The 15,838-nt window shown below is 31.6% G+C and carries 8 protein-coding genes and 1 rRNA gene; all 9 read left to right on the top strand.

The features are described 5' to 3' along the window. A 5S ribosomal RNA gene (rrf, locus tag FYJ71_RS09800) occupies positions 1–114 on the top strand; the annotation flags it as partial. A 313-nt stretch (positions 115–427) separates the two neighbouring features. Then, positions 428–760: a PadR family transcriptional regulator gene (locus tag FYJ71_RS09795; RefSeq protein WP_456299530.1), complete on the top strand. Its 333-nt coding sequence runs from the start codon at positions 428–430 to the stop codon at positions 758–760. After that, entirely contained in the window at positions 750–1,379 is a 630-nt protein-coding gene (locus FYJ71_RS09790) for a DUF1700 domain-containing protein (RefSeq protein WP_154538677.1), read from the top strand. The genes FYJ71_RS09795 and FYJ71_RS09790 overlap by 11 nt, the downstream gene beginning before the upstream one ends. Positions 1,380–1,393: 14 nt before the next feature. Further along, positions 1,394–3,028, top strand: a complete 1,635-nt coding sequence (locus tag FYJ71_RS09785; protein WP_154538676.1) for a hypothetical protein — start codon at positions 1,394–1,396, stop codon at positions 3,026–3,028. Positions 3,029–3,312: 284 nt separating this feature from the next. Next, a complete protein-coding gene (locus tag FYJ71_RS09780; RefSeq protein WP_154538675.1) occupies positions 3,313–4,896 on the top strand; it encodes a hypothetical protein in 1,584 nt (527 codons plus the stop codon). A gap of 176 nt (positions 4,897–5,072) precedes the next feature. Then, positions 5,073–7,430: a UvrD-helicase domain-containing protein gene (locus tag FYJ71_RS09775; protein ID WP_154538674.1), complete on the top strand. Its 2,358-nt coding sequence runs from the start codon at positions 5,073–5,075 to the stop codon at positions 7,428–7,430. After that, complete coding sequence (locus tag FYJ71_RS09770; RefSeq protein WP_154538673.1) at positions 7,399–8,124, top strand: PD-(D/E)XK nuclease family protein; 726 nt, start codon at positions 7,399–7,401, stop codon at positions 8,122–8,124. Before FYJ71_RS09775 ends, FYJ71_RS09770 begins: the two co-directional genes overlap by 32 nt. Beyond that, positions 8,115–11,717, top strand: coding sequence for a PD-(D/E)XK nuclease family protein (locus FYJ71_RS09765; RefSeq protein ID WP_154538672.1), 3,603 nt, complete (start codon positions 8,115–8,117; stop codon positions 11,715–11,717). Before FYJ71_RS09770 ends, FYJ71_RS09765 begins: the two co-directional genes overlap by 10 nt. Beyond that, positions 11,717–15,772, top strand: a complete 4,056-nt coding sequence (locus FYJ71_RS09760; protein ID WP_154538671.1) for a UvrD-helicase domain-containing protein — start codon at positions 11,717–11,719, stop codon at positions 15,770–15,772. Before FYJ71_RS09765 ends, FYJ71_RS09760 begins: the two co-directional genes overlap by 1 nt. Positions 15,773–15,838: the final 66 nt, after the last annotated feature.

The raw sequence follows: 15,838 nt of genomic DNA, 5'->3' as shown, positions 1-15,838 counted from the left end.
GGTTATTATAGCGAGGAGGATACACCTGTTCCCATTCCGAACACAGAAGTTAAGCTCTTTAGCGCTGAAGGTACTTGGTGGGAAGCTGCCTGGGAGAATAGGACATAGCCACGTGATTAGCTCTAGCATATGCTAGAGTTTTTTTCTACAACACTATTGTGTATTAAACAATAGTGTGTTATACTTAGTAATATACAATACATAGTAGTTTAATAATATAACTACGAGAAGTAATAAAAGCAAGCAAAAAAGACTAATAAAGACAAAAAAAGCGAATAAAAACGAATAAAAAAAGACAAATAAAGAAAAAAAGCGAATAAAACGAAAAAAAACGAATAAAGAGTAGTAATAGAGGGGAATATAAACACATTTCTAAAGAGTTGCGATTATAAACTCAACTTAAAACCGTAAAATATATAATAAGGTGGTGAGATATTTGAATACACAATTCAGGAAGGGTGCTTTGGAATTATGTGTGTTGGCGATGATCTATTATAAAGATATGTACGGTTATGAAATTGTTCGAAATATTTCTGAGAGTATGGATGTAAATGAAGGAACTATTTATCCTATTCTCAGACGACTTACAAAAGAAAAATATTTTGAAACATATATGGTTGATTCTAGTGGTGGTCCTGCTAGAAAATACTATAGTTTAACCGAATCTGGAATAGAGTTTTTGAATCAACAAAAGAAAGAGTGGTATGATTTTGTAAAAGGTGTAGATTTGATTTTAAGGAGAGGGATTGATGGTGAATAGTATGGAAAGAATAATGAATAAAAAGGAATTCTTATCCGAATTGAGATTAAACTTGAGACAAACATATAGTAATATTGATGAAAAGGAGATTGAGGATATAGTCAGAGATTACGAAGAGTATTTCACTGATGGTATTATCGAAGGGAAAAGCGAATTGGAGCTGGTAGATTCTCTCGGAGATCCCAAAAAGATTGTAGAAGAGATGGATATATACGATAGGGATGATGTGCGTGATAGAAATGATATGTATGCTAGAAACAACATAAATGATGGAATAATCACTGACAAAAGATTTCAGGTAGATTTAATTTTTCATGGTTTTATTAGATTTTTTGAGAAAGTTGCTCTTGCACTATTCGATGTAATATATTTTCCTGTAGTTGTGTTTAGTGCTTTGTCTATAATTGGTGTTGGGTTGTTCATGTTGCTGTTTATGCCATATTTGTTTGCAACTTATGAAATTATTGGAGAAGTTAAGTTTTTTGCATTATTTCCGATTCTAGCAATTGTTTCTGTCTTAATTTTGGTGGCAATAGCAGGATTTTATTTAGTTAAGCTCGGTGTTTTTATTAATAAAAGAGTATATGGATATATTTCTCGTAGTACAAAAATAAAGTAGTGGAGGTGAGATAGATGAAAAAGATTTCTATAATTGCGTGTTGCTTATTAATTGTAGGTATTGTTGGATCGATTTTTACGGTGAACTCCTCAGTAGATAAGGTCAATTTTTATATCGAAAAAAAGAAGAAAGAGCTAGTGGTTAAGGAAGATGTTCTAGACACAGACAAAGCTGTCAAATTGATAAAGCTGAATCTTTTTAGCGATAATGATATTTCACAAAGAACTATATTGAACATAAAAAAATCTAATGATAATAGGGCATTTGTAAAGATGGATTCTAAGGTCGGAAAAGAAGTTTTCACAGCCAATGTGGATAATGGTGTATTAACTTTGGGTGTAGATGAAAAGAATAAAATGCTGAACCTAAATATAGATGCTCTAAATAATAATTACAGAGCAGAAAACAATGATCACTATTTTTCGTTGATAAAAAATACAAGAGAGGCAAAAGAAACTGTAAAAGGTGCTCTTGGTTTGGCTGCTAGTCATGGTGCAAAGATTAAAAAATATTGGTTGAATATAGGTGTGGACGATCCATACTTTGATGATAACTCTGGTTACGAAAGTGACATAAAAAATAGGGAAAAATACGAAAAGGTTTATAATGTTGTCGATGTGTATTTGCCGACGTCTGTCAATGTAGATTTGGCATCTATTAATGGCTTCAATAGTATTGGTGGAATAAACATTGATAAGGATATGGTGAAAAATTTCTCTATATCTGACAGTATGTACACTCCTCCTATAATGAGAAAAATCAATTCTGAAAGCAAAATAGATAGATTCGAAGTAAAAAATAATAAGGCTGTATTGAATTTCAATTATGCGAATGAATATTCATTTGATGATTCAGATTCTTCACATCATCTTGACAATAACTTGAAAATTAAAACATTGGTGGTAAATACTGCCTCAAAATCCTTGATTGAATTAAACTCTAAAGGGAAAAAGATCGCTGATGAAATTCTAATAAATGTCGACGAAAAAATAAAATTAGGTGATTTTGAAATTCGATATGATGAATACGAGAAGATAAATAGAGAGGAAGCTATTCTTGAATCGGTTAAAAGTGAAATATCTGCTCATTTATCAAGACTTCAAAAGTTAAATTCTGAAAGTGATGATGAATCTTATGATGAGGATTTGGATCAAATGGAAGCTGATTTGAGTGATATTGAAAGCAATAAGCTTGGTAATGTTTCTTTTTATGATAATATAAAGGCAAAATCAGGTGATAATCAAGATATTAAGAATTTGATCGATATATTCAAAAAAGATGAAGCACAATTTAGTTTGAACTTAAAAAATAATGAATATATTGGTGCTTCAACTGTTAATTCAGATTTTGATGTATTTATTGTCGCTGGAAAAGGGGTTTCTGATACCATTAAAATTAATTCGGCAAATTATAGAGCGAAGTTATTTGTTGTAGATGGATTTAATCCGAATTTAAAAATAAGTACAACTGATGAACTTGATTTAAAATATATTTTATATAGAAAGATTTCTAATGATAAAATACTTCAGCGAATAAATGATAAGAAATATGATGGAAGCTTAAGACATTTGATTTATTCAGATAATTCTAAAACTGTAGAGAATCCTAAAATTGAGGTTAACGCAAAGAGTTTGAGAATTGTCGATTAGAGAGCTGATCATCTAAATAATTCATATAAGAAAAATGTAAATAATAACGTTAAAAAATCATATATAATGAATATATAAGTATAATGAATATGTAAATATAATATAAGACTGCTGGTCCTTCTATGGAAAATTTCTATAGAGGGATCTTTTATATTGTAAGAGCAACTAAAAGACACTGAATTTATTATGTCCTATTATTAGATTGTTTGTTTTTATGATATAATTGTAGTAACAGCTTTGTATGTTAATTACAATATTTTAAAAGAATTTTTATGGTGGTTTTGATGGAAAAAAGTGTTTTGAACAATAATATGACAAAAAATAATATTGATGATTATTCGATTATTGAGGATGTAAAACTGTTTTGGCCAATTTTGGAAAATGGAATATTTCCAAAGGTTTTATCCAGAGATTTATCGATTTCTCTCTTATGCAAAATTATTGATGAGAGAAGAACCTTTGATGGATATTTCAAAATGGTAAATGCAAGCAACATAATTATTGCGAATGAAGTATTTGAGGTGATGAGTAAAGCTGTACACCAAAATATTCCGGTCGAGGCAATTTCTGATAGGATATTGAGATTCAGGGTTTCAAAGAGAGAGCAACAGACATATGTTGATATGAAAAACGTAATAGTGGAATACCGATCTATTCTGAAAAAAAATAAACTATTCGATAGGTTGCTTATGATCGAATTATATTTTCAAAAACTATTTGGAATGAATGAATATATCGAGTACAGAAAAAATCTTGATATAGTAGATTCATATGTAATGGGAATAGATAATATCAATGACAATCAAAAAAAATTTGATATGCTTAGTATTAAGAATACAGATATGGTTGATTGTAAGAAAACTGATACTGTTAGTAATGAAAATATTGATATACAAAGTCAAAAAAATATTAATCTAAGATATGATACCTTTTTCGATATGCTTAGAGGACTTGAATCGCTTGTATCTGAGCTTATAATTGAGAAGAAAATAAATGCTGGAAATATTTGTGTGGTTGTGCCTAAGTTGACTTCTTTTTATTATGATACGATGATAGATGTGTTTGAAAAGAATGGTATTAAAATTGATTTTGCTGGTATTGTAGATGATATGGGAAAGACTGACATAGGTCGTTTTGCAATCTCAGTTTTGGCTATAAAGAATAACTGCATTTTTTTAGTTGATGAACAGGACAAAGTATTGCTTACAAAAATTTTTAACGATGGGTTAAGTTATTTCGATATAAAGGAAAATCTTGAAAATTATTTTAAAGCCATTGTTGACGAGATTTGCTCATCTGAAATAGAAAATAATTCTGAATTTCTAAAATTTATGTATAAAAAATATTTTGAAGAAGATGAAATTGGAATTAAAACTATTGAAAAAATTTCAAAGCTACTGAAAGAGTACGAAGAGCTTGATATCCTTGGAAGTATGGAGTTTTATTTGAAGTTTATCAAAGATAATGTTTCGCTGTTTTTAAGTAAAAAAAGAATTTCCGAAAATATCGATATGGATTCTGTGTTATTTATAGATATTGATAATTTGGTGGAGTATAAGGTTATCAGAGATCATTATGTTTTTTTTGATGCTTCTTCTATCGGATATGATATTAGGGTTGAGTCTATATTATCTACAGAATTGGCTTTTTTTGACGACAAAACTCTATCAAATATATATGACAATAATTTGGTACAGGTACATAATGATTATATGGAGTATTTTACGAAATTAAAGGTAGATTGTTTTATAGATTTTATAAATGCGAGCTGTACGAATATAAATATATACGTTTTGGAGTCTGATTTATCTATTTCTGGATTTTCACAGGAAAATATATTTAGAGATATTTTGATAGACCATATTTAATATACAGAAAAGTATATTTAGGTATATTTCTATAGACTATATTTAACATATAGAAAAGTGTATTTAAGGATATTTTGATAGATTATAATTAAACATTATATTTAATATATGGAATAATGTATTTATAGTTTATATAGGTTATAAAAATAGATGCTTGTTGAGAGGTATGGTGGTTTATGAGTATTGTATACAGAAAAGATCAAAAGAAAATAATGGAGTACACTTCTGGTACAATGGGAATACAAGCTGTACCGGGTGCTGGAAAAACTTTTATTATTACGAATTTGGTAGCAAAATTATTGGGCGATATGAGTTCCAAGGATGATAAGAGAAAAATATTGGTTTTGACCTATATGAATTCTGCTGCGAATAATTTCAAATCGAGAATTAGAAAAATATTGAGTGATAATGAGATATCTAGCAATAATTTTGAAGTGATGACTATTCATTCTCTCGCAATGAAGGTAATCAAGGAAAATTCAAATTTGGCGTTAATTGAGGATGAATTTGAAATAATAGATGACATAAAAAAAGGAATCATTATTTCCGATTCCATAGAAAAATTTAGAGAAATTGACGATAATGATAAGAAGCTAACTTTTTTTATCAGTAAAGAAAAAAGGGATAATAAAAAGTTTATCGAAAAATGGGAAAAAGAGTTTAATTTTTTAGTAAGGGACTCAATACGACTACTCAAGTATGCCAATATAGACGATGGAAAACTGAAAGAGATAACATCTTCAGGATACAGAGGGATATTGACTCTAATTTCGCCGATTTATTCGAGCTACCAAGAGAGTCTAAGATTAGAAGGCTATCTGGATTATGATGACATCCTTTTGATGGCATACAATATTTTGGCAAATAATTCCGACATTGCAAAAAAATATCAGGAGAAATATCTATATGTTTTTGAGGATGAATGTCAGGATTCCAATTTGATTCAAGGAAAGATAATCGACATTATTGCAGATGGTAAGAGCAATAGAAAAAAATCATCGAAAAACCTAGTTAGAGTTGGTGACGTTAATCAGAGTATTACAGGAACGTTTACAGGTTCTAATCCAAGCCATTTTATTGATTTTTGTTCAAACGCAGATTGTTCCTTTAATATGAATATGGCTGGTCGAAGCTCGAGGGATATCATTGATTTGGCTAATAAACTGGTGGAGTTTGTAAACAACGATAAGGATAGTCTTTACTATGGTTCTCTTGAGAATTTATTTATTGAAGAGGTTGAAAAAGGAAAAGGATATAAGGAAAATCCGAATTTGGATGAATATTTGATAAATGCGAGTAGTGTATCAAATGGCTCTGAAGAGCTGGATAAGATCGTAGCTATTTGTAACTATTACAAGGAAAAGTATCCTAATTTTTCATTGGGGATTTTAACATTTTCTAATTATGAGGTGGATGCAATTTCTCAGAATTTGGAAGCGAGAGAAATTACTCATGAGAGGCTTGGATCGAATCCAAAGCATAGAAAAAAATTGATTAGCGATATCGGTAAAATTTTGGAGTTTTTAATCTTTCCTACAAGGGTTGAAAATTTTATAGAAATTTTGGATAATTGCTTTTTACAAAGGCTGGAAAGCATTGAACTAAGTGATGAAGATAAAGCCAATATATTGGGATTTTTTGGAGAGTATTTAAATTTGAAGTCTAGTGAATATTCTACTCCAATAGAGTTGAAGCAGTCAAATCCAAAATCTAACGCCGATAGACTGTATGCAAATATTGAAGGTGTGGTTTATTCACTGGATAAGCGAAAGGAATTTTTTAGGAGATTGTCAACTAGGGTAGATGATATGGTTGAACACGCATTTTTTAGAGATTTTGATAGATTCTTAGATGGTGTGAAGGGTATTTGTGAGTATTCTCAATCCGATTTGGGAAAATTGATCAAATTTATTTGTTCTTGTTTCAATCTAAGTGATGAGGAAAAGATGCTGTCAAAATATATTTTTTTCTATGTTGATAGACTGACAAGGGTCGAAAATATTGATTTAAATGCTTTATTGCCATATTTTGACAGCAGGTATTCGAGAGTTTTTGACAGTGCCATTGATGGAATATACGACATGGGAGAAAAGGAAATTGAGCCTGGAAGTATAACAATCGCAACTCTGCACAAATCAAAGGGGCTTGAATGGGATGCTGTAATAATTACTGGGATCAATGACAGTGATTTTCCTTCAAAATTGACTGATTATTTTAGGGTTGATAGAAAATATTTAAGAGATGATTATAGATATCCGGAAGCATTTGTAAATATGGAGATAGAAAATATTTTGAATGGAATATCACAGGATGTAAAGCATTTTGAAATTGGTCTTAAAAGGGATTTGGTTGCTGAGAGAGTTAGACTGCTGTACGTCGGAATAACGAGAGCAAAGAAAAGTCTATTTCTGCTAAATTCAAGGCAGAAATATATTGAGAGTATAAATTTAAATCTGACAAAAAAAGATTCTGAGTTTTTTGTTGAATTAAAGCGGAAAATAGATGGTGTTAGAGGTAGAATTGGAAATGATTGATGAGAAGCGTTTGGAGTATAGATTAAAGAATTTGGTTTTTAGCCAAAATTTATTCAATACGTGGAAAAGGAGTAAAAAAGAGTTTTTTGAAAAGTATATAATGGATATCTTTTGGAGTGATGATTCTGACAAGGATAGACAGTTCGAGGAAAAAATGACCTTTGGACGAGATTTTCATACGCTTTGCCAGAGGATTTTCACTGGGATACAGCCTTTTACATCTGAGGATCAGTCAAACGGTTTGATTGAAAGTTCTCAGGTTGAAAATTTAAGAAAGATATATCGGTTGAAAAAAAAGTACGAAAATACTTATGGAGACAGGGTTAAGTTTTTTCCGGAGTATAAAATGACACTGGATAATGGAGTTTTTGTTATCTATGATCTATTGGTTCTCATTTTTAAAGACTTGAGTAATTCAGAGCTTGAAAGGGTTGATATTTGGGATTGGAAAACCGAAGGAAAAGAGATTCGAGAAATGGATGCAAATAGCAAGATGCAGACTGTTGTATATCTGTATGCCTGTGGAGAGGGAATTGGGAAAAATGTAGATAAAGGAAATATTTCAATGCACTATTATCAGCCTCATTCGGATAATAATGTCTTTGTAAAATATTCGGAGCAAAGACATAGGGAGTATGGAGAGTATATTGAAAAAACTATAAAAGAAATTCAGGAGAATAGAGTATGGGAGTAGGTTTTGTAATAGGAAGAATGGATTGCCACAAAACTGATAAGATGTTGGATCTTTGTTTTGAGGAAGCACAAAAATTTGATGAAAAGCCGATTTACTATCTGGTTCCGGAAAAATATACCTACGAGATAGAAAAGAAGCTAAGTAACAGACTTCTCCATAATAAAGATCCGTATTTTAGGATAAGAGTTGTCAGTTTTTCTACACTTGGAAATATTGTGTTTACCAAAGCAGGTGGTTTAAAAGAGAAAAAAATAAGTAAAAGTGCTAGAAATATGATTGTATGTAGGGCTGTGGATTCTGTGGCAAGTGAATTGAAGACATTTAAAACCTCAAAAACTGGAATAGGTATTGTAGGAAAATTGCTAGATATGATAATAGAGCTTAAACAGAACAATATGACAGTTCAAGATTTACAGGCAATGACTAGAGGTGCTGATGACGAGGCGTTGAAGTGCAAATTATCGGATATTTCCAAAGTTTACGAGGCATATGAAAAATTAATCGAAAACAAATATTTCGATACGGAAGATGTTTACGGAGTGTTAGCGAGAAAGGTTTCAAAACTTGAGGAATTAAATGGTGCTACTGTTTTTGTCGATGAGTATACTGGATTTACACCACTACAGTACGATATTATCGAAAACTTGGCTAAGATTTCAAAGAATATGTATTTTTCATTGACTACGGATCTAAAAAGACTAAACTCAAAAAAAGGTGTATTTTCAAAGACCAATATTTCATATTTAAAAATAAATGAAATTTGTAAGAACAATAATATACCTCGACTAAAAGACATAAATTTGAACTATTTAGAAAACAAAAATATCGATGGCAGAGCTATTGATAGCAAAATTGTAGAAAATGAAAATGTAAACACTAAAAATGTAAAAGATGAAACTGTAAAAAATGAAATTGTAAAAAGTGAAGACGTAAATAGTAGAACTGAAAATAGCGAAACTGTAGACAATAATGCTTTGTTACATTTAGAAAAAAATATCAGTGAGTTTAGACCTATGGTTTTCTGTGAAAAGTGCGATTTACCTATTAGAGTTGATGAGTTCAGAAATTATTATGATGAGGTGGACTTTGTCTTAAACGAGGTTGAAAGATTGGTGAAAAAGAAAGGTTTTAGATATAACGAAATTACTATATGTTCAAGAAATCTGGACACGTATTCACACATTATCAAGGGCGTTTTTGAAAAAAGTGGAGTAAATATTTTCCTTGATGAGAAAATTTCAGCCAAAAATAATCCATTTATAGTATTGATTTTTTCGATATTGAATATGAAGAAAGAAAATTTTTCCTATTCATCGGTTTTTCAATATTTGAAAAGTGGTCTTGTAAATATTGATAACGATTCTGTTCATAAATTGGAAAATTTTGTGTTGGCAAATGGGATAAAGGGCAAGAAGTGGTTTGATATATGGAAAGACAAGGTCAGCAGAAATGTTGAGGACGAGGATGATGAGACAGTTTTAGAAAAATTGTCAGAGGAAATTAACGAGATAAATAGAGTCAGGGAAAGTGTCATGATTCCAATATCAAATCTGACTGATAAGCTAAAGGGAAGAAATACTGTTGCAGAAATATGCAAATATCTTTATGAATTTACGATAGAGATTGAACTACCACAAACTCTAGAAAAAATAATTGCTGATTTTGAATCGAGAGAGGATTTGTACAAGGCAAAGGAATATGCTCAGGTATGGAATATTTTTGTTGAAATGCTTGATGAGCTTGTGGAGTTTATGGGTGATGAAAAAATTGGCATTGAAAAGTTTATCAACTTGATGGAAAGTCATATATCGGAAATTGAGTTAGGTATTATACCACCAGCCAGAGATCAGGTTCTAGTTACAAGTATTGATAGAATGAAAAATCCAAATACAAAGGCTCTTTTTATATTGGGCGTAAATGATGGTGTATTCCCTTCGACTGTAAGCGACAATGCCCTGATTAGTGATTATGATAAGGAAAAGTTGAACAAGGGTGGTGTTGTATTCGACTCAAATTTTGAGAGTAAGGTTTATGATGAGCAGTTTCTAGTATATAAGGCGATGAGTTCATCCAAGGGCTTGATTTATATATCTTATCCACTTGCAAATCTTGAAGGTAAATCACTTAGACCGTCGCCTTTGATAAAAAAGATAGCTGGTATTTTTCCTGCCCTAAAAGTGAACACTCATGTTACAGATACTTTCGATGCTGTTGATCTTGAAGCTATGGATAAAAATAAGATGTTTGAGTTGTTGATTAGGAATATGAAAAAGATTGAGGAGGACGACTCTTGGAAAAGTGTTTTTTATTTCTTCTACAATGATTCTGATTATAGGGAAAAGTTGGTCAAGGCATACAGAGCGAAAAGCTATTTTAACAGTGCTGGAAAATTGAGCATTTCCATGGCGAATGAATTGTACAACAGTCGAAATTATAGTGTGTCGAGGCTTGAAAAGTACTCATATTGTCCGTTTTCGTTTTTCATGACATATGGTTTAAAGGCAAAGGAGAGGGAAGTATACTCTTTTACACAACTTGATTCTGGTACTTATTCTCATAAAATTTTGGATGAGTTTTCAAAGAACATAGCCAAGGATGGTTTGGATTGGAGAGATATCAGTGAAAGCTATATTTCAAATCAAGTAGAAATGATAAGTGAAAAAATATTTGAAAGATCTGGAAACTATATTCTAAATACATCTGAAAAATATCGATATTTTGCGAGGGGCATAAATCTAAGACTTGAAAAGAGTATTTCCAGAATGGTAAGGCAGGTTAGAGAGGGATATTTCAATCCAAATGGCTTCGAGGTTGAGTTTGGATTTCTTGGTAAGAACTCTATTCCACCGATAGTGGTTGATTTGGATGATGGCAAAAGTATTAAGCTACGTGGAAAAATTGATAGGGTTGATATTGCTGAAAAAGACGGCGAAAGATATTGCTCTGTGGTAGATTATAAATCGTCTGCCAGAAGTATTGATTTGGATAGAGTCTATAATGGATTACAACTACAGCTATTTGTATATATGAATGCTATTACAAGGTTGAATAAGAATAAGAAAATGAAGCCGGCTGGTCTTTTCTACTCAAATTTTAATAGCAAGATAAGTAGAATTGAAAATCATGGTGAATATATGAATTTGGATAGTAAGGATTTTGTTGATAGAGATTTATCTGAAAATTTATTGAGTGGATTGGTTATCAAAGACAGAGATGTTGTGAAGCTATTCGATAAAAATCTTGAAAATAATGGGACAAAATCTAAGGTAGTTGCAGTTCAAATGACAAAGGATGGAAAGTTTAATTCAAATAGTACAAAGGGTTTGACTATTGATGAGTACGAGATTGTCGACAGGTTTGTCATCGAAAAATCAAGGGAAATTTGTGAGGATATCTACTCTGGAAATATTGATATTTTGCCAGCAAAAATTTCGAATAGCGTGCCTTGTGATTATTGCGAATATATTTCGGTTTGTAAGTTTGATGACAAGTTAGAGGGCAATCGATACAGATATATTTCAAAGTTGGTGAGCAGAAATCAATATGATGATATTTTGGCTCTTATGACAAAAAAGCTAAGGGAGGAAGATTGATGGCTACTAAGTGGACAAAAGAACAAAGAGAGGTTATCGACAGTAGAGGCAGTAATCTTCTAGTAGCTGCAGCTGCTGGTTCTGGAAAAACAGCCGTAATGATAGAGAGAATTATTCAATTGGTAATAGACAAAAAAAAGCCTATCGATATAGACAAGCTATTGGTCGTTACTTTTACTAGAGCCGCTGCTGCTGAGATGAAAGAGCGTGTTGGAGTTGCAATAGAAAAAGCATTGGATTCAGATCCGGAAAACGAGCATCTTCAAAGACAGGCGATTCTTCTCAACAAGGCAGACATAACTACTATAGATTCTTTTTGTGGAAAAATTGTAAGGGAAAACTTTCATGTTATCGATCTAGAGCCTGATATTAAGGTTGCTGACGAAACAGAGATAGGGATTATTTCTGCAGAGGTTTTGGAAGATTTACTTGATGAGCTTTATAATTCTCATGATGAAGATTTGTTGAAGATATTTGAATGGTACGGAAATAAGAACGGCGACGAATCACTTGGAAACCTGATAATGAAGATAAATAGGTTTGTGAGTGCATTTCCATATCCAGAGAAGTGGCTGGAGGATAGTGCGGAGTTTTTTAACAATATTGCAAAAAATGAGAAATTTTATATTGATAACTATCTTACTCCGACAGCGAAGGAAGTATTTTTGCTTATAAAATCCAGAATTAGAAAGATAAAAGAAATCGTCGATATAACTGATGAAAACAAAGATTTGGAAAAGATGCATCTAAATGCAATGAATTTGTTTTCAGGTGTAAAATCGGTTTACAATGCATTGAGAGCGTTTTTGGAGCTAGAAAATATCGAATCTTGGGAAAATGTCGTAAAATCAGTATCTGAGTATAAAAACTATGTTTCTAATTTTATTAACTTTAGGGCGTCGAAAAAATGGTCGGAAGAGTCAACCTCAATATATTCAGAATACAAGGACGTTTTCAAAAATATTAAAAATGAAATAGAAAAAAGTATTAACGATTTGAGTATTGATTTGAATGTATTGATTGATGAGCATAATAGAGTGTATCCGTATATGAGATCTCTTTCAAACATGGTTTTGAAATATCGTGAGGCCTTTAGCAATAGAAAAAGGTCATTGGGAATAATGGATTTTGCAGATATTGAAAGCTTTGCTCTGAAAATTTTATCGCAAAAAGATGAAAATGGAAATATCGTTCCTTCGATGGTTGCCAATTCATATAAGGATTTGTATGAAGAGGTTTTTACTGATGAATATCAAGATAGCAATATGATTCAAGAAGTAATCTTGTCATTGGTTTCTAGAAGTGATAATCCGAATAGATTTATGGTAGGCGATGTAAAACAGAGTATTTATAGATTTAGACAAGCTATGCCCGAAATTTTTATGAATAAGTATGATACCTACAAGATTGGTGATAATGCTGGTGAGGATAAGAAGATATTGCTGTACAATAACTTTAGAAGTAGAGCAGAGGTTTTGGAGGGGTGCAATCATATTTTCAAATCTATAATGAAAAAGGAAACTGGAGAGCTGGACTATACTGACGAGGAAAGGTTGAATCCGAGTGCATTTTTTGAGGAATTGAGATCTGAGGTATCAGGGCATTGTGGAGGTCCTATTGAAATATATTTGTCCGAAAAACAGAAAAATAATTCAGAAACAGATGAGGAAAAATGTATTGAAAACAGTGTGCCAGACAATCAGGAAAAAACGAATTTATCCAAAATTGTAAAAGGCTATTCGGATAATGAAACTGGTGAAGAAGACGGCGAAAATGAGGATTTGACTAATTTTGAAATTGAAGCAAAGAATATTGCAAATATCATATACAAGATGGTAAACGAGGATAATGACAGCAATTTTATGGTATTTGATAAAGATACAAATGAATATCGTAGAGTTGAGTATAGAGATATAGTTATTTTGATGTCAGCTCTAAAGACAAAGGCGAGCATTTTGGAAGAAAAAATGTACGAGCTTGGAATCCCGACTTATTCTGATCAATCTTCTGGCTATTTCTCAACGTTAGAGGTCAGCACGATTGAAAATTTACTGAGGGTTATCGATAATCCAATGCAAGATATACCGCTCTTATCAGTTTTGAGATCAGAGATTTTTGAGTTCGATGCGAATGAGCTTTCAAGTATCAGACTGTATAACAGGAATGGCGATTTTTATCAAGTATTAAAGGAAGTAAATGATAATTTGGAAGAATTTGATGCTGATAAGGGCTTGAAAAATAAGATAACAAATTTTTTCAGTACTTTGGAGAGATATATTGAAAAAGCTGTATTATTGCCGGTTGATGAATTAATAATGTATATTTATGAGGACACAAATTACTATAACTATGTCGGTGTCATGGAAATGGGCGAACAGAGACAGAACAATTTAAAGCTGCTGTATGAAAGAGCAAGACAGTTTGAAAGTTCATCATTTAGAGGTATTTTTAACTTTATAAACTATATTGAAAGATTGAAAAATAAGTCGGTGGATTTGGGTGAAGCAAAAAATGTGTCTGATGATGCGAATTTGGTTAGAATAATGAGTATACATAAGAGTAAGGGATTGGAGTTTCCTGTGGTAATTCTAGCCAATGCTGATAGAAGGTTCAAGCTAAATCAAGACGATAGCAATCTTTTTCTTCATTCTAAATATGGATATGGTCCAACTGTATTTGACATTGAAAATAACGTCAGCTATAACAGCTATATCAAAAATAAAATAATGAATACACATAAAAATGAGATATTGGCAGAGTCAATGAGGTTGCTTTACGTTGCTATGACTAGAGCCAAAGAGAAGCTAATAATCACAGGAAGTACTAAAGACTTTGCGAATAACGAACTACCAAAGTGGGAGAGTTTCCAAACGGATGAGGGTGGCAATCTTGATAGTCACGAGATATTGTCAAAGAACAGTTTTTTGGACTGGATTATGCCAACTGTTGTGAATTTGACGAAAAGAGAAAAGTTTACCAATGTGTATGGAGAAGAAATGAATTATTTGGGCTATGGTGATTGCAAATGGTCTATTGGTGTATCGAACCATGTTGATATAGTTTATGAAAATAAGAATTTGATAGAGAAGCATCATAAAATAGTTGAAAATGTCATTGAACGCATGAATGGAAACAATTCTGATATTAAAGCAGGAGATGAGGATAAAGATAGTTCAAAGAAAGCTGATATTAAAGCAGGATATGGATATAACGATAGCTTAAAGAAAAATGGTAAAGAGCGATTTGAAAGCGATAAAGATGATATTGAAGTAGTTAAGGATATAAAAATTGACAATAATATAGTCGAAACATTGAAGAATAATTTTAACACCTCATATAGGTACGAAAACAGTTCAAGAAAGCCATCGAGTATATCTGTTTCCGAGATTAAAAAGATTTTTGATGACGATGAGCAATATCATGAAAAATATTTCAAGCAGAGTAGAAATATTGATTTTAAGGTACCTAATTTTATGCATACTGCTCAAGTCGGTGTGGAATTTTCTTCAAGTGAAAAGGGTACAATATTCCATCTTGTGATGCAGCTGTTGGATTTTGCTAGGTTCAAAGATATTTTGACAGATAATGCGAGAGTAAGATGGGAAATAGAAAGTCAAATAAAAGCTTTGGTAGAGAAAAAAATATTGTCGTCTGAAGAGGCAAACACGATTAATGTTACGAGGATAATAAAATTTATTAGGAGTGATATTTTTACGCAAATATTAGATGCTCAGAGTAGGGGAAGGCTGTACAGAGAAAAGGCGATTAATTATAGCATTCGTGTAAATGAATTGTATCCACAAGAATTTATAGATGACGATGAAAGGCTGATGTTGGTTGGTATTATCGACCTGTTTTTCGAAAATGAAAATGGAAAGCTGATATTGATTGACTACAAAACTGACTATGTTGATGAAAATAACTTAAATGAAGTTGTTTCCAGATATAAAATTCAGTTGGAGTATTACAAAAAGGCGATTGAGAACATATCTGGAAAAGAGGTTGAAAACAAGTATATATATTTATTTGGGATAGGCGAATTGGTTAGAATATAAGTTATGGCAACTATAAAAGTAGTGAGCTTAGGTAAGTTATAATATTGATGAAATAATAAGGAAGGT

It is taken from the genome of Peptostreptococcus porci, from assembly GCF_009695815.1.
Classification (GTDB): Bacteria; Bacillota; Clostridia; order Peptostreptococcales; family Peptostreptococcaceae; genus Peptostreptococcus; species Peptostreptococcus porci.
The sequence above is the reverse complement of the archived record's forward strand: the minus strand, read 5'-3'. Positions and strand labels throughout refer to the sequence as shown.

Excerpts from the sequence above, each read along its gene's own strand:
- FYJ71_RS09770 (WP_154538673.1), top strand. The coding sequence starts at position 7,399 with ATGGTGTTAGAGGTAGAATTGGAAATGATTGATGAGAAGCGTTTGGAG.
- FYJ71_RS09780 (WP_154538675.1), top strand. The coding sequence starts at position 3,313 with ATGGAAAAAAGTGTTTTGAACAATAATATGACAAAAAATAATATTGAT.
- FYJ71_RS09775 (WP_154538674.1), top strand. The coding sequence starts at position 5,073 with ATGAGTATTGTATACAGAAAAGATCAAAAGAAAATAATGGAGTACACT.
- FYJ71_RS09760 (WP_154538671.1), top strand. The coding sequence starts at position 11,717 with ATGGCTACTAAGTGGACAAAAGAACAAAGAGAGGTTATCGACAGTAGA.
- FYJ71_RS09790 (WP_154538677.1), top strand. The coding sequence starts at position 750 with ATGGTGAATAGTATGGAAAGAATAATGAATAAAAAGGAATTCTTATCC.
- FYJ71_RS09765 (WP_154538672.1), top strand. The coding sequence starts at position 8,115 with ATGGGAGTAGGTTTTGTAATAGGAAGAATGGATTGCCACAAAACTGAT.
- FYJ71_RS09785 (WP_154538676.1), top strand. The coding sequence starts at position 1,394 with ATGAAAAAGATTTCTATAATTGCGTGTTGCTTATTAATTGTAGGTATT.